We start from the raw sequence: 15,949 nt of genomic DNA, 5'->3' as shown, positions 1-15,949 counted from the left end.
AATTAAGTTTTTTTATTATGGTTGTGCAAAAGAGGCTCTAGCTCCTCCAGTCGTAAAAATAGCCGATATTCTGTTTTTTTGACCAGTTGAAAACATGTACATTGCAGCATCGTCAACATAATCCATGTAGTTCATTGTCATTTCTACAGGTGTTCCAGAGCAAGTGCTGTAGTGTGGATATGCAGGAACTCCATAGTTTTCCTCATTGTGAGTAGGAGTGTCAGCAACAAGATCGCTTCCGCAAGTTGCATCTCCCCAAATATGACGTAAATTCATCCAATGGCCTACTTCGTGTGTGGCAGTTCTTCCTAAGTTGAACGGTGCGTTTGCTGCACCAGATAAACCGAAATAACGAGGATCTATTACCACTCCGTCAGTTGCAGAAGAACCTCCAGGAAATTGAGCATATCCTAAAATTCCGCCTCCAATGTTGCAAGACCACATGTTTAATTTTGTAGTTGGAGAAGTAGGAGCAATTCCTCCTTGAGCAGTTTTTTTCATTGCATCATTTGTTCCCCAAGAAGTTTTAGTTGTAGATTTTCTAATAACTTGGTCTAAAACAAAAGTAATTCCAATGTTAGCTTTAACTCCTGAGAATAATGCTGGTACATTATTGTAATCTGAGTTTAAAGCATTAAAATCTTTGTTTAAAACATCAATTTGTGATTGAATTTGTGCGTCCGAAATGTTTTGTGCAGCAGTTCTGTAAAGAACATTCACTACAACTGGAATTTCGATTTTTCCATTTACCAAACGGCCTGTAAAATTTGAACCTGCATGTGTTGCAGTAAAAGTTTCAATTTCGTTCATTCTAATAGCCAATGATGGATCAGCTTTTAATTGCGCTTCTAAAACGTCTTGTGTTGCGCATCCTCTTCTAGAAGCAACACTCGCATCTGGATTAGCAGAATCTGCTGATTGGTCATTTTGACAAGCAAATAGCATTAAGGCTACAAATGTGGTAATAATAACTTTTTTCATAATAATTTGGGTTTTTTGTTATAAAATTGTTGATTAGTTAAACATTGCAGCAATTTTATAACAAAAAAATATTGTGGAAAAATATTACAAAGAATATTTTGTCAGAAATTTTACAAACCCTTACAAACACTGATTCCTACAAAATTTGACTAAAAAATATTAATAAGTTTTTTCTTTCTTTTGTGTTTTTAAAATGCATTTCGTCGTGATTATCTGTCGTTTATCGATAATTTAAAATGAGTAAATTGATTTAAAAATGAAATAAAATGAATAGAAAGAGAATTTTTTACAAAGAAATAATCTCATAAAGCGCAATACTCGCAGCCTGAACCACATTCATACTGCTGTTTTTGCCAAACATATTGATATGCACGATTTGGTGTGAAAGTTTTAGAAGTTCTTCAGATATTCCGTTGATTTCGCTTCCTATTAAAAGCGCTATTTTTTTATTTTTTGGAATAATAACTTCTTTTAAAGGTTTGCTATTAGAAGCTATTTCTAGAGAGATAATTTCAAAATCATTATCCAGTAGAAAAGATTGAAGCGCAGTAAAATCTTCAACAACAGAATGTGCTACATGAAGATGCGTGCTTCGGGAAGTTTTATTGATTTTACGAGGTGTAAGCGGAATATCTTTTCCGTAGAAAATAATATTTTCAACTCCAAAAGCTTCCGAAATTCGGAACAAAGAACCAATATTCTGCTGAAAGTAAATATGATCGCAAACTAATGTAATGGGAAATGTTTTTCTCTCAAATTGATTTTCTTCGTGAGTCAGTTGCACCTTCTAAAATTTAATTAGTAAAAATATAATTGATAATGTTTGCGCCCATTTTTAAGGCTTTGTCTCTTACGTTTGCAGGGTCATTATGAACTTCGGGATCTTCCCAGCCATCGCCTAAGTCACATTCGTAAGTATAAAGTAAAACCAGTTTATTATCTATAAAAATTCCAAATGCTTGCGGACGCGTTCCGTCGTGTTCGTGAATTTTCGGCAATCCGTTTGGAAAAGGGAAAGGTTTCTGAAAAATAGGATGATTCGCTGGAATTTCAACTAAACTATTATTTGGGAATATCTTTTTGATTTCTTTTCTAATAAATTGATCCATTCCGTAATTGTCATCAATATGCAGAAAACCGCCAGCAGTAAGATAATTTCTCAAATTTGTTACGTCGGCATCGCTAAAAACTACATTTCCGTGTCCGGTCATGTGCACAAACGGATACGAAAATAAATCTGGATTGCTTGGTTCTACAGTCGAAGGTTTGTTTTTGATGCGAGTATTAATATTTGCGTTGCAAAAACTAATCAGATTAGGCAAAGAAGTAGGATTTGCATACCAGTCGCCACCACCGCTGTATTTAAGCAAAGCAATTTCTTGTGAAAAAGAAGAGATTGAAAAAAGGAATAATAGGTAAAATATTTTTTTCATGTAAGTTTAATGCTCTTATATGTTTAAAAGGCTTCTTTTGTCATCCTGAGGAACGAAGGATCACACTAGAAATTCCTCACCGTTTGTCGCCAATCTTTGTCTAATCGAGTGAGATCCTTCGTTCCTCAGGATGACAAACTTTGCGGTTAATTATTCATTAAAAAAAACAACACTATGACAAGCCACAACAGCAGCTGTTTCTGTTCGTAAACGTGTATTTCCTAAAGCTACGGGTTTGTAATTGTTTTCTAATGCCAATTCAATTTCTTTTTCAGAAAAATCGCCTTCTGGCCCAATTAAGATCGTAACATCTTCATTTGGTTTTAAAACTTCTTTCAACGATTTTTTGTCGGTTTCTTCGCAATGTGCAATTAACTGCAAGCCATTTTGCTTTTGCTTAATGAATTCTTTCAACGAAATAGCTTCATTTAATTTCGGAAGAAATGTTTCGTTGCATTGTTTCATTGCCGAAAGAATGATTTTTTCAAAACGATCTCGATTAATCACTTTTCTTTCAGAACGATCACAGAAAATAGGCGTGATTTCCTGAATTCCAATTTCGGTAGCTTTTTCCAGAAACCATTCAAAACGATCGTTCATTTTAGTTGGCGCAACAGCCAAGTGCAAATTAAACTTTGGTTTTTCGGCATTCGTAATGTTAAGGACTTCAACAATACATTTATTGTCTGAAGCCAATGTAATCTGAGTTTCAAACAATAGCCCAGAACCATTGGTAACATACAGAATATCTGCATCTTTTTTTCTAAGGACTTTTATAATATGACGGCTTTCTTCTTTATCAAAAGAAAAACTTTCGGTTGTTTCGTCTATATTCGGATTAAAAAATAACTGCATGATTTAAAATTCGATTCTTGCTTTAGAAACCACAGCAGAAGTTTCAAAACGATTAGATAAGTATTTTTGGTATCCTACAATTCCAATCATTGCAGCATTGTCTGTTGTATATTCAAATTTCGGAATAAAAGTTTTCCAGCCGTATTTGCTTTCGGTCTCTTTCAGCGTATTTCTAATTCCTGAATTTGCAGAAACTCCACCGCCAATTGCAATTTGTGTAATTCCGGTTTCTTTTACGGCTAATTTAATTTTATCCATTAAAATTTCAATAATCGTATGCTGAATAGAAGCACAAATATCAGTCAGATTTTCTTCAATAAAATTCGGATTCTGCTGTTTGTTTTTTTGAATGAAATACAAAATAGCTGTTTTTAATCCGGAGAAGCTAAAATCTAATCCCGGAACTTTTGGTTTGGTAAAAGGAAAAGCTTTCGGATTTCCTTCTTTTGCATATTTATCAATCAACGGTCCGCCAGGATAAGGAAGTCCAAGAATTTTAGCGCTTTTGTCAAATGCTTCACCTACAGCATCGTCTGTGGTTTCTCCAATAATTTCCATATCAAAAAAACTATTCACTTTTACAATCTGAGTATGTCCTCCGCTAATGGTTAAAGCTAAAAAAGGAAATTCTGGTTTATCATATCCTTCTTCATCAATAAAATGAGCTAAGATATGAGCATGCATATGATTTACAGCAATTAGCGGCACATTTAAAGCCAATGACAATGATTTACTGAAGGAAGTCCCCACCAATAAAGAGCCCATTAATCCTGGTCCTTGCGTAAACGCGATTGCGCTTAACTGTTCTTTTTGTACATTTGCTTTACGAAGTGCAGCATCTATTACAGGGACAATATTCTGCTGATGTGCTCGGGAAGCCAATTCAGGAACAACACCTCCGTATTGATTATGAATTAATTGATTGGCAACAACATTTGACAATACTTTGCCGTTATGTAAAACCGCGGCAGCAGTATCATCGCATGAACTTTCGATGGCTAGAATAAAAACCTCTGGATTTTGCATATAAAGGCACAAATTTTGAATTATATTTGACAAATCAAACGATTATATTTCTTTGATTTAAGCAGTGCCCCAAAATTAAAGAATTTTTATCAAAAACAGCCGTACTTTGTCTGTTCAAAATAAATTAAAAGAAAAACTAAAATTAAAGAAGCTATCAAAAAAGTAAAAAAAATAATATCACGAATCCTAATGGGGTTGCTTTTACTTTTGTTAGCGCTCGCTATCATACTATCTCTTCCTGTCGTTCAGACACAGATTGCCAATTATGTTACCAACTCATTGAACGAAGATTACAAGGTTAATATTAATGTTGAAAAAACGGCAATCAATATTTTTGGCGGAGTAAAATTGAAGAATGTAACGATTTTAGATCATCATAAAAAAACGATGATTTATTCGGATATCATTACTACCGATATTGCCAGTTTTAGCAGATTGTTGGACGGAGATTTAATTTTTGGAGATTTGCGTTTAACAGGTTTGATTTTTAATCTGAAAACCTACAAGGGAGAAGACGAGAACAACATCAATAAGTTTATACAGGCTTTTGAAGTTGAAAATACTCCTAAGAAAAAGTCGACGAAACATTTTTTGCTAACGGCAAAGAATGCTTATATCGAAAAAGGAAGGTTTTCTGTTGTCGATGAAAATAAAACTACACCTCAATTTCTGGATTTTACAAAGCTAAATGCCTATATCAGTGAGTTTAAATTGTATGGGCCAGATGTAAATACAAATATTCACCGGTTTTCTTTTATGGATCACCGCGGTTTGTATGTTTCTAATTTTGCGGGAAAATTTAGTTATACTAAAAAACAGATTAAAGTTGAAAATCTGGCTATTAAAACCAAAAGATCCTCTATTTATGGTTTAGCCATCTTAAATTATAAACCGTCAGATTTTCTTGACTTTACAGATAAAGTTCGATTTAATGTTGTGATAGATTCTTCTTCTATTGCAACAAACGATATTCGTCATTTTTGTGATGGTTTGGGGAAAAATCAGCATTTTAAACTGAAAACAAAGCTAGATGGTCCGCTAAATAATATGACGCTTACAAAGTTAAGATTGAGCGATACAAACGGATCAAAAATTAACGGGACAATCAATTTTAGAAATCTTTTAGGCAGCAAAGAGCAGAAGTTTTCTATGGATGGAAAATTTGATAAACTGCTTTCTAGTTATGATGATTTGGTGATTTTGCTTCCAGGAGTTTTAGGAAAAAGACTTCCGAAGGAAATGAAGAAAATCGGTAAGTTTAATATCGTCGGAAAAGCAAAAGTAACGACCACAGAACTAGAAACAGCTTTTAAAATTGCTACTGATATAGGGAACGGACAGGTTGATCTTCATATGAATAATATGGACTTTATTGATCGCGCTTCTTATTCTGGGAATATAATTTTAACGAATTTTGATGTCGGAACTGTTTTAAGTAGAAAAGATATTGGCAGAACTACATTGAATCTTGATGTGGATGGAGTTGGTTTTACTGAGAAATATTTGAATACCGTTATTAAAGGAGATATTGCGAAACTAGATTACAATAAATATACCTACAATAATATAGTAGTAAACGGAAACTTTAAGCTTCCTTATTATAAAGGGCAAATTGCGATAAACGATCCAAACTTGAATTTAAGTTTTGATGGTTTACTGGATTTGAGCAAAAAAGAAAATCGTTATGATTTTCATATCAATGTTGAAAATTCTGATTTGCGAAAACTTAAGTTTGTCAAAGATTCAATTTCGCGTTTTAAAGGAGATGTTGTCGTTCAATTAACTGGAAATTCTATCGAAAATCTGCAAGGAGACATTTTTATTAATGATGCAGAATATGAAAACCCAAAATCGACTTATGCTTTTGATCAAGTGAATTTGAACTCCAGTTTTGATGCCGATCGTTTGAGAACCATCACGATTAGTTCGAATGATGTGGTTGACGGAAAAATTGTGGGTAAATTTAGATTTGATCAATTGGATAAATTGGTTATGAATTCTGTCGGTAGTTTATATACCAATTACAAGCCTTATAAAGTTAGAAAAGGGCAGTTTTTACGATTTAATTTCCGTGTTTATGATAAAGTGGTCGAAATGCTTTATCCCCAAATTAATATTGATTCCTCTACCGTTGTGCGCGGAAAGATAGATTCGGATTTGCAAGAATTTAAATTTCGATTTAGATCTAAAAAAATTACAGCAGACAAAAATACCTTTGATAATATCCGTATTAATATTGATAATAAAAACCCGCTTTATAATGCTTATGTCGAATTAGATAGTATTAAGACGCCTTATTATAAAATACGTGATTTCAATTTGATTAATGTCACATCAAACGATACTCTTTATGTGCGTTCGGAGTTTAAAGGAGGAAATCAGGGTGAGGATTACTTTAATCTGGATTTATACCATACTATAGATAAGAGTAAAAACAATATTGTCGGGATCAAGAAATCTGAAATGAAGTTTAAGGATTATATCTGGTACTTAAATGAAGATGCTGAAAAGGATAATCAGATTATAATTGATCAATTTTTTAAAAACTTCACATTTGATAATATCGTTTTATCTCACGAAAACCAAAAAATTGATTTAAACGGAGTGATAAAAGGATCCGATTATAAAGATCTCGAACTGACTTTTGAAGATGTTGATATTAATAAAATTACACCTGTAAATTCCAAGTTTGTATTTGATGGTAATTTGAATGGAAATGTCAATTATAAGCAGAATAAAAATGTTTATCAGCCCACGGCATCCATAAAAATCGACCATCTGGTTATGAATAAAACAGAATTAGGCACGCTTAATTTTGATATTTCTGGAGATGAAAGTTTTAAAAAGTTTACAGTTAATTCATCGATTCAAAATGGCTTTACCGAATCGTTTAGGGCAAACGGAACTTTTGCTGTAGAGAATAAAGAAACAGTTATGGATATGAGCTTGAAACTTGAAGGTTTCAATTTGGCTACGTTAGGAACTATCGGTGGAGATGTTTTATCTAATGTTCGTGGTTCTGTTTCTGGAAATGCTGCTGTTATTGGGAATTTGAAAAAACCAGAAATCAACGGTCGTTTGTATGTAGAAAAGGCAGGAATGACCATTCCGTACCTAAATACAGATTACGAACTTAGCGATCGAACGGTAATTGATTTAACAAACGAGAAGTTCTTGTTTAGAAATAATCAGCTGACGGATACTAAATACAACACAAAAGGTTTGTTGAACGGAAGTATTGAGCATAATAATTTTGGAGATTGGAAATTAGATTTGAATATTACTTCTAAACGATTAGTAGCGCTTGATACAAAAGATAGTGATGATGCAGCCTATTTTGGAACTGCATTTATAAACGGATCTGCCAGTATAAAAGGTCCTGTTGATGCTCTGTTTATTAAGGTAGATGCAAAATCTGAAAAAGGAACCGAGGTTAAGATTCCAATTAATAATACGCAAAGTGTTGGAGAAAGCAGCTGGATTCATTTTGTGACACCAAAAGAAAAGTATAATCTCGCCAATGGAATTGTAGAAAAAACCAGAGATTATAATGGACTTGAGCTAGAATTTGATTTTGATATTACGCCAGATGCTGAAGTAGAAGTTATTCTAGATCGAAATTCGGGTCATGGTATGAAAGGAAAAGGATACGGATCGCTTTTATTTAAAATTAATACTTTGGGTAAGTTTAATATGTGGGGGGATTTCCAGGCATACGAAGGAACTTATAACTTTAAATATGGCGGACTTATCGATAAAAAGTTTACGGTTAAAAAAGGAGGTTCTATTATTTGGGAAGGAAACCCAATGCGTGCCCAACTGAATTTGGAAGCCGTTTATAAAACACAGGCCAATCCAGCGGTGCTTTTAGATAATACTTCTTCGTTCAATAAAAAAGTTCCTGTAGAAGTTGTTATTGGGTTGAGAGGAGATTTGGCTAGTCCAGAACCTAATTTTGATATTCAGTTCCCATCAGTAAGTAATGTTTTAAAATCGGAAATACAGTATAAATTGGATGATAAAGATATTCGTCAGACACAAGCGCTTTATTTATTGTCAACTGGTTCCTTTATGAGTACCGATGGATTCAGCCAAGGAGATTTCTCTGGAACATTAACAGAGACGGCTTCAAGTCTACTGGGTGGAATTATCAAATCGGATAATGATAAAGTAAACATCGACTTAAATTATATTGCAGCAGATAGAAGAACAGGACAGGAGGTTGACGGTCAGTTTGTGGCCAATATATCATCTCAGGTAAATGAACGAATTACAATCAATGGTAAATTGGGAGTTCCTGTTGGAGGTGTAAACGAATCGGCTATTGTGGGAGATATTGAGATTTTGTATCGTGTAAATGAAGATGGCACGATGAACCTTCGCTTATTCAATAAAGAAAATGATATTAATTATATAGGACAAGGAATTGGTTATACGCAAGGAGTCGGTATTTCGTACGAAGTAGATTTTGATACCTTTAGCGAGCTTGTCAATAAGCTGTTTAAAAGCCATAAAATTGAAAAAGCAGTAAAAGGTTCTTCTGCCGATCAAATGCAGGATTCTTATCTAAATCCGGATTATATGAATTTTACAAGTAAAAAAGATTCAGAGAAAAATAAAAAGAAAGCAAAAGAAGACGAGGAGAAAAGAAAGAAAGAAGAAGAAAAGAAGAAAAAGGAGCAGTCGCAAACACAAACTCCAAATAATAACAATCAGGGGCTGATTCCAGACAACGATTATTAACACTTTGTTAAAAATAGACATTTATAAAACCATTATTCTCGATAATGGTTTTTTTTGTGCTAAATTTAGGCGCTCTAATAGAATTTTCCAAGTGAGCGGGAAATTCTGATTTTTATAACACTTCATCAGGGTATTGTTAATTTTGACGATTTAATTAAAAAAATACGGTTTTATTATTTTTAATGAAATTTTTTCCTAGAAAAAACTTATTAACGAAAACGTTTGAATTTAACAGATTTTATTAATTTATGATAATCGTAACCCGAAAAGTGCTGAATGTTTGCTAATTTTACACTTTAATACTTAAATAATGCCAAAAACAATAAAAAAAGTAGGTGTTCTTACCTCAGGAGGAGATTCACCTGGAATGAATGCTGCAATACGATCAGTTGTTCGAACTTGCGCATACCATAATATAGAATGCATCGGAATTTATAGAGGGTACCAGGGAATGATTGAAGGTGACTTCAAAGAAATGGGACCACGAAGCGTAAATAATATTGTAAACAAAGGTGGAACGATCTTAAAATCGGCTCGTTCAGTTGAGTTTAGAACCCCTGAAGGTAGAAAGAAAGCACACGAAAACCTAGTTAAGGCTGGTGTAGATGCTTTAGTTGTTATTGGCGGTGATGGTAGTTTTACTGGAGGATTAATTTTTAATTCAGAATTCGATTTCCCAATAATGGGAATTCCTGGTACAATTGACAATGATATTTATGGTACAAGTTTTACTTTAGGGTACGACACGGCTTTAAATACTGTTGTAGACTGTATCGATAAAATTAGAGACACAGCAAGTTCTCATAACCGTCTTTTCTTTGTAGAGGTTATGGGTAGAGATGCGGGTCATATTGCTCTTAACGCTGGTATTGGTGCAGGAGCAGAAGAAATTCTTATTCCTGAAGAAGATTTAGGTTTAGATCGTCTTTTAGATTCACTTCAAAAAAGTAAAGCATCAGGAAAATCATCTAGTATTGTTGTAATTGCAGAAGGAGATAAAATTGGTAAAAACGTATTCGAATTAAAAGATTATGTTGAAGCTAATTTACCAGAATATGATGTACGTGTTTCTGTATTAGGGCACATGCAGCGTGGTGGTTCGCCATCTTGTTTTGACCGTGTTTTGGCAAGCCGTTTAGGAGTTAAAGCAGTTGAATCTTTAATTGAAGGAAAATCGAACTATATGGTTGGACTTCGTGAAGATAAAGTGATTTTAACGCCGCTTGAGCAAGCTATTAAAGGGAAATCAGAAATTGATAGAGAATTATTAAGAGTGTCTGACATCATGTCGACATAACCAATATAAAGTTTAAAAAGAGAGAGAAGTTTATTGTGAGGAAATTAGACTTTGAATTAGTGTAATAAAAACAAAAGCAAAAAATTTAGTAAAATGTCAAAAGTAAAATTAGGAATAAACGGATTTGGACGTATCGGAAGAATCGTTTTTAGAGAGTCTTTCAATAGAGATAATGTAGAAGTTGTTGCAATCAATGACTTGTTAGACGTAGACCACTTAGCTTATTTATTAAAATATGATTCAGTTCACGGTCGTTTCAACGGAACTGTAGAAGTTAAAGAAGGAAAACTATATGTAAACGGAAGAAATATCCGTATCACTGCAGAAAGAAATCCTGCTGACTTAAAATGGAACGAAGTTGATGTAGATGTAGTAGCGGAATGTACTGGTATCTTCACAACTATCGAAACTGCAAGCGAGCACTTAAAAGGTGGAGCTAAGAAAGTTATCATTTCTGCTCCTTCTGCTGATGCTCCAATGTTTGTAATGGGAGTAAACCACGAAACTGCAAAAGCTTCTGATTTAGTTGTTTCTAACGCTTCTTGTACTACAAACTGTTTAGCTCCATTAGCTAAAGTTATCCACGATAATTTCGAAATCGTTGAAGGTTTAATGACTACTGTTCACGCAACTACTTCAACTCAAATGACAGCTGACGGACCTTCTAGAAAAGACTGGAGAGGTGGACGTGCTGCTGCAATCAACATCATTCCTTCTTCAACAGGTGCTGCTAAAGCGGTTGGAAAAGTTATCCCATCTTTGAATGGAAAATTAACTGGAATGTCTTTCCGTGTACCTACTGCTGACGTTTCTGTTGTAGATTTAACTGTAAAAGTGGCTAAAGAAACTACTTACGAAGAAATCTTGGCTGTATTGAAAAAAGCTTCAGAAAACGAAATGAAAGGTATCTTAGGATACACTGAGGATGCAGTTGTTTCTCAAGACTTTATTTCAGATAAAAGAACTTCTATCGTTGATGCTGGTGCAGGAATCGGTTTAAATTCGACTTTCTTCAAATTAGTTTCTTGGTATGACAATGAGTACGGATACTCAAGCAAATTAATCGATTTATCTGTACATATTGCAGGTTTAAAATAATAATATATATTTTTGCAAAATCCCGTTACTTTACAATAACGGGATTTTCTTATTTTGTTACTTCTATAATTAATGTAAAAAGTACACTTTTAAATTAAGAATAGAGAAACCTAATTCCAAAAACGAAACAAATGAAATTAATAGTTGACAGTGGATCTACTAAAGCCGATTGGATTGCGATAGATGATAATGGAAAAGTATTATTCACAACACAAACTTTAGGATTAAATCCTGAAATTCTAGACGAGCCAGAAATTATCGAAAGATTAAATGACCGTTTTGATATCTTACAAAATAAAAAAAATGCTACACATTTATTCTTTTACGGTGCCGGATGTGGTACAGATAGAATGAAAGAGTGGTTGAAAAGAATTTTTCAAGAATATTTTTCTAACGCAATTGTAGACGTTCAAGAAGATACTTATGCAGCTGTTTATGCAACAACTCCAAAAGGAGAAGAGGCAATAGTTTCAATCTTAGGAACAGGTTCTAACTGCAGTTATTTTGATGGAAAAGTATTGCATCAAAAAGTACAATCATTAGGATACATTGTTATGGATGATTGTAGTGGTAATGTTTTTGGAAAAGAACTAATTAGAAAATACTATTTTAATAAAATGCCTAAAGAATTGGCTGTTGAACTTGAAAAAGAGTACGACGTTGATCCGGATTTTATTAAAAACAAATTATATAAAGAACCAAATCCTAATGCTTATTTAGCTACTTACGCTAAATTCTTAATTAAGCATAAAGACACTGAGTTCTGTAGAAAAATCATCTTCAAAGGAATGAAGTCATTCGTTAAGAATTACATCAAACAATTTGATAACTGCAAAGAAGTTCCGGTACATTTTGTTGGTTCTATTGCATTTTACTTGAAAGACGAATTACAAGAGACATTTAACAAATATGAACTTCAATTGGGTAATGTTTTAAGAAGGCCTATTGACGGATTAATTGCTTACCATGTCGCTAATCAATAGTTCTGGTTTTATGGAAATTGCCATTATTGCTCATGATGGAAAAAAAGCGGATTTAATTGATTTCCTAATCAAAAATGAAGCTGTTTTGCATAATGAAAAGATAAGGCTTATTGGTACTGGTACTACGGGAGGAAAAGCAGAAGCTGCGGGGTTTAAAACTCAAAGAATGCTATCTGGACCTCTTGGAGGCGATGCGCAAATTGCAGGAAGAGTAGCGGAAGGAATTACGCAGATGGTTTTCTTTTTTAAAGATCCTTTGTCAAGCCATCCGCATGAAGCTGATATTAATATGCTAATTCGTGTTTGCGATGTGCATAATGTGCCGCTGGCAACCAATGAAGCAACGGCACAATTATTATTAGATGCTATTGCACAGCGATTATAGAAATTTCTACATTAACATTTTTTGGCAAACAAGCCACTTGAACCGTTTCACGAGCTGGAGCGGTTTTTTCGTTAAAATAAGAACCGTAAACCGTGTTTATTGCTCCAAAGTTATTCATGTCCATGATGAAGATAGTTGACTTAACAACATTTTCAAATGTCATACCTGCTGCTTCAAGAATAGCGGCAATGTTTTGCATAACCTGATTAGTCTCGTCATTAATGTTGTCTGTAACCAACTCTCCTGACTCAGGATTGATTGCAATTTGTCCAGAAGCATAAAGTGTGTTTCCAGATAATACGGCTTGATTATAAGGCCCGATTGGAGCCGGAGCTTTCTCGGTGAAAATGATCTTTTTCATAATAAAATTTTATTTTGATTCGAAAGTATATTATCTATTTGAAACGCTTCGTTTGTTCCATTTGATATCGCTAAGCATACCAGATTTAATTCCGATGAAGAAGTTCCAGTTAGAATTTGTACCCAAGGGCTGCCAGTTAAAGGCCATTCTCCAGCTTAACAAATCTCTTTCAAAACGGAATTGTGTAAAGGTAACTCCTTTTTGCACAAAATCGTATCCTGTAGAAACCCCAGCTTTCCATTTAGGGGTAAGATCTGTATTAATAGAAACCATGATAGAGTTTCCAGAAATAGTGCTTTCTCGTTTGATGTTTGAATAGGTTAACGAATAGGCAAGTGTCATATCCCACGGAACTTTCGAATTGAAGAATTCTGTGATTACATCATCTTTTTCGGGTTCATTGGCAAACTGACTGTTACGGCTGTCATTTAAGTCGGTATTGGTACCAAATAAGTCATCGCTTCGACCTCCGTTTCGCTGACTCTGTGTATTTTGTTCTTTTTCTTTTCCGCTTCCTTTATTCGAGAATGAATAGTTTACAGTTACGTTTGCACTTGTCATTCTGAATAAACTTCCGCCATTGTCAATGTTGAATTTGTCAATTTTGTTACCACCATTATCAATCGCATAAGGATCTAATGTAGCACCAAAGTTCATATTCATTTTATTGTCAAAAAACTGTGTTCCACCACTAACTAATACAGGCTGCCATCCAAATGTTGATTTTCCGTCAGCATTAAAATTGTAGCTTGTGCTAAAGTTTAAGTTGTTTAACAGCATTATTTTTTTAGGTTCTGTTTTTGTGCTGTCTCGATCTCTTACTTTAGCTTCAAAAGTATTGCTCAAAGCAAAACCAACAATGTTTGAATTGTCTTTTCCTGGCGATCCATATATTCCGCTTTCAAATCGCGTATACTCAGAAGTAATTCTGCCAGAAGCATCAACAGCATATGTGTCGTAATATTTTTCAAAACTTGGAGTATAGGCATAAGTTACACTCGGACGCATTACGTGTCGAATAGATTGGATTCTTTTATCGTCTCCAAAATTAAAAGTTCCGTAAATCGTCGTACCTAAATTGGTGCTGAAATTGTATGTTCTAAAGGAATCAAAACCATTTACGGTTTTATTGACTGTTTGTCCTTCAGTAGGGTCGTAAACTTTTTGAATCGTTTTATTTACCCATGTTTCTTGATAAGTTGTAGAAGCTCCAGCACTAAAATATTTAAAGATTTTAAAGTTCGTGCTTAACGGAATAGTCTGCTGCAACCCTAATTGCGCATCATCAAACATTTGTGGTTTGAAAAATAGCGAATCTTTGGTTTTGAAATAGTTTTTACCGCTTACATTGTACTGTAAGTTGATGTTTTTGATTAATCCCTTTTTAACGCCATTCTTTCCAACAAAAGGATAGATACGGTCAATACTTCCTTGTAAAGACGGAAGCGTCATAATAATGTCTTCTGTTTGTGTATTTTGGCTATGAGTTGCAGATAGCGCAATACGAGAACCTGGGATCGTATTAAATGTTTTATTATAAGAAATAGAAGAGCTTAATGTGTTATTTAAGTTCGATCCAATATTGGCTTGGTTGATAGACTGTTTAAAGTACTTACTACTCCCCATGTTGACAGAAGCAGAGAAAGTAGAATTAGGGTTCGATTTTGTATCTTTAGAATGCGACCACTGAATATTGTAGATGCTTTGTTTTGAATAATCAGGATAACCGCGTTCGCTGCTAATTAAATTTTCAAAACGAATGTTCACGTTTCCTCGATACTTATATCTTGTCGCATATGCAGATTCAAAACGCATGGCGTAACTTCCGTTGGTATAATAATCACCAAGTACGGTTAAATCGTAATTATCACTTAAAGCAAAGTAATAACCTCCATTTTGCAATGAAAATCCACGTGTATTAGAATCGTTATAACTCGGAATGATAATACCGGATACACTTTTTTCCTTACTTAAAGGGAAAAAGCCATAAGGTAATGCAAGTGGAGTAGGAACATCGGCAATTACCATTTGCGTTAAACCTGCTACAATTTTTTTGCCTGGGACAAACTTAATTCTACTCGTTTGAAAATAGTATTCAGGATGATCGATATCTTGAGCAGTCGTAATACGTGCGCCCTTTAAAAAGTATACAGAGTCGTTTTCTTTTTTAGTAACAGAAGCCTTAATGTTTAATTCGCCTTGTTTTGTTCTTGAATTATAAATTAAAGCCTTTTTTGTTTTAAAATTAAAGCGAATAGAATCTGGTTGCACTTCACTTGATCCCTGTTTAAAGTTAGGATATTGAGTTAATACTCCTGCAGAATCTTTAATTCTTCCGGCATAAACTTCATCTTTTTCATAATTAAGAACAATTATACCAGATTTTAATTCGACATCTTTGTAGTATAATTCTGCTTCGTTATATAAGGTGATCAGCTTTTTTTTCTGATCAATTTTAGCATAGTCTTTTGCTTTGTATCTTACTTTTCCATCCAAAAAGGTCTTTTTGGGTTTAACAGTATCTAGTTTTATGGTGTCTGTAATGGCAGGATTTTCTTTATCTGTTTGTTTTACAGCAGGTAAAGGCTTTTTTTTATTTTTTATTTCTTGCGAGTATAAATTACCACAACCTATAGTTAGGAAAAATGATATTAAAACGATATTAAATAAGTTTGTGTGCAAAGGTTTAAATGCTATTTTTGTAAAATTATGGCTTGTTTTTTGACATGTCAAACTTACATATAATTTTTTGGCAAAAATAATCAATTCTAAAAATTATAACAGCTG

The 15,949-nt window shown here is 33.8% G+C and carries 12 protein-coding genes; 5 read left to right on the top strand and 7 right to left on the bottom strand.

All coding sequences use genetic code 11. The features are described from left to right. Positions 1 to 15 precede the first annotated feature (15 nt). The 5 genes from NCC77_RS17465 to tsaD all read right to left on the bottom strand — a co-directional run bounded on the left by NCC77_RS17465 (position 16) and on the right by tsaD (position 4,295). On the bottom strand, positions 16 to 981 hold the full coding sequence (locus tag NCC77_RS17465; protein WP_250836746.1) for a zinc metalloprotease: 966 nt from the start codon (positions 979 to 981) through the stop codon (positions 16 to 18). Positions 982 to 1,267: 286 nt separating this feature from the next. Next, positions 1,268 to 1,765, bottom strand: a complete 498-nt coding sequence (locus NCC77_RS17460; RefSeq protein ID WP_250836745.1) for a TrmH family RNA methyltransferase — start codon at positions 1,763 to 1,765, stop codon at positions 1,268 to 1,270. Positions 1,766 to 1,775: 10 nt separating this feature from the next. Continuing rightward, positions 1,776 to 2,414, bottom strand: a complete 639-nt coding sequence (locus NCC77_RS17455) for a DUF4159 domain-containing protein (protein ID WP_248727527.1) — start codon at positions 2,412 to 2,414, stop codon at positions 1,776 to 1,778. A gap of 150 nt (positions 2,415 to 2,564) precedes the next feature. Beyond that, positions 2,565 to 3,269, bottom strand: a complete 705-nt coding sequence (locus tag NCC77_RS17450; protein WP_250836744.1) for a 16S rRNA (uracil(1498)-N(3))-methyltransferase — start codon at positions 3,267 to 3,269, stop codon at positions 2,565 to 2,567. A gap of 3 nt (positions 3,270 to 3,272) precedes the next feature. Then, a complete protein-coding gene (gene tsaD / locus NCC77_RS17445) occupies positions 3,273 to 4,295 on the bottom strand; it encodes a tRNA (adenosine(37)-N6)-threonylcarbamoyltransferase complex transferase subunit TsaD (RefSeq protein WP_250836743.1) in 1,023 nt (340 codons plus the stop codon). 189 nt (positions 4,296 to 4,484) lie between these two features. On the opposite strand from tsaD, the gene NCC77_RS17440 reads away from it, so the two are divergent. The 5 genes from NCC77_RS17440 (at position 4,485) to NCC77_RS17420 (ending at position 12,801) form a co-directional block, all read left to right on the top strand. Beyond that, positions 4,485 to 9,038: a translocation/assembly module TamB domain-containing protein gene (locus tag NCC77_RS17440; protein WP_250836742.1), complete on the top strand. Its 4,554-nt coding sequence runs from the start codon at positions 4,485 to 4,487 to the stop codon at positions 9,036 to 9,038. Positions 9,039 to 9,348: 310 nt separating this feature from the next. After that, complete coding sequence (pfkA, locus tag NCC77_RS17435; protein WP_095930499.1) at positions 9,349 to 10,335, top strand: 6-phosphofructokinase; 987 nt, start codon at positions 9,349 to 9,351, stop codon at positions 10,333 to 10,335. 93 nt (positions 10,336 to 10,428) lie between these two features. Beyond that, positions 10,429 to 11,433, top strand: a complete 1,005-nt coding sequence (gene gap / locus NCC77_RS17430; RefSeq protein ID WP_012026555.1) for a type I glyceraldehyde-3-phosphate dehydrogenase — start codon at positions 10,429 to 10,431, stop codon at positions 11,431 to 11,433. Positions 11,434 to 11,564: 131 nt separating this feature from the next. Then, positions 11,565 to 12,416, top strand: a complete 852-nt coding sequence (locus NCC77_RS17425; RefSeq protein WP_095930500.1) for an N-acetylglucosamine kinase — start codon at positions 11,565 to 11,567, stop codon at positions 12,414 to 12,416. A gap of 10 nt (positions 12,417 to 12,426) precedes the next feature. Beyond that, positions 12,427 to 12,801 carry a methylglyoxal synthase gene (locus tag NCC77_RS17420; protein ID WP_095930559.1) on the top strand — a complete coding sequence of 125 codons (375 nt, stop codon included), beginning with the start codon at positions 12,427 to 12,429 and terminating at the stop codon, positions 12,799 to 12,801. On the opposite strand, the gene NCC77_RS17415 is transcribed toward NCC77_RS17420, so the two are convergent. Beyond that, a complete protein-coding gene (locus NCC77_RS17415) occupies positions 12,782 to 13,162 on the bottom strand; it encodes a RidA family protein (RefSeq protein ID WP_250836741.1) in 381 nt (126 codons plus the stop codon). The two genes, NCC77_RS17420 and NCC77_RS17415, sit on opposite strands and share 20 nt — an antisense overlap. Before the next feature lie 30 nt (positions 13,163 to 13,192). After that, on the bottom strand, positions 13,193 to 15,895 hold the full coding sequence (locus tag NCC77_RS17410; protein WP_250836740.1) for a putative LPS assembly protein LptD: 2,703 nt from the start codon (positions 15,893 to 15,895) through the stop codon (positions 13,193 to 13,195). Positions 15,896 to 15,949 lie beyond the last annotated feature (54 nt).

Source organism: Flavobacterium tyrosinilyticum (genome assembly GCF_023656565.1).
Classification (GTDB): Bacteria; Bacteroidota; Bacteroidia; order Flavobacteriales; family Flavobacteriaceae; genus Flavobacterium; species Flavobacterium tyrosinilyticum.
This window is presented reverse-complemented; position numbering and strand designations above follow the sequence as displayed.

Coding starts and splice junctions, on each gene's coding strand:
- NCC77_RS17465 (WP_250836746.1), bottom strand. CDS start 981: ATGAAAAAAGTTATTATTACCACATTTGTAGCCTTAATGCTATTTGCT.
- NCC77_RS17455 (WP_248727527.1), bottom strand. CDS start 2,414: ATGAAAAAAATATTTTACCTATTATTCCTTTTTTCAATCTCTTCTTTT.
- NCC77_RS17450 (WP_250836744.1), bottom strand. CDS start 3,269: ATGCAGTTATTTTTTAATCCGAATATAGACGAAACAACCGAAAGTTTT.
- tsaD (WP_250836743.1), bottom strand. CDS start 4,295: ATGCAAAATCCAGAGGTTTTTATTCTAGCCATCGAAAGTTCATGCGAT.
- NCC77_RS17440 (WP_250836742.1), top strand. CDS start 4,485: ATGGGGTTGCTTTTACTTTTGTTAGCGCTCGCTATCATACTATCTCTT.
- pfkA (WP_095930499.1), top strand. CDS start 9,349: ATGCCAAAAACAATAAAAAAAGTAGGTGTTCTTACCTCAGGAGGAGAT.
- gap (WP_012026555.1), top strand. CDS start 10,429: ATGTCAAAAGTAAAATTAGGAATAAACGGATTTGGACGTATCGGAAGA.
- NCC77_RS17425 (WP_095930500.1), top strand. CDS start 11,565: ATGAAATTAATAGTTGACAGTGGATCTACTAAAGCCGATTGGATTGCG.
- NCC77_RS17420 (WP_095930559.1), top strand. CDS start 12,427: ATGGAAATTGCCATTATTGCTCATGATGGAAAAAAAGCGGATTTAATT.
- NCC77_RS17415 (WP_250836741.1), bottom strand. CDS start 13,162: ATGAAAAAGATCATTTTCACCGAGAAAGCTCCGGCTCCAATCGGGCCT.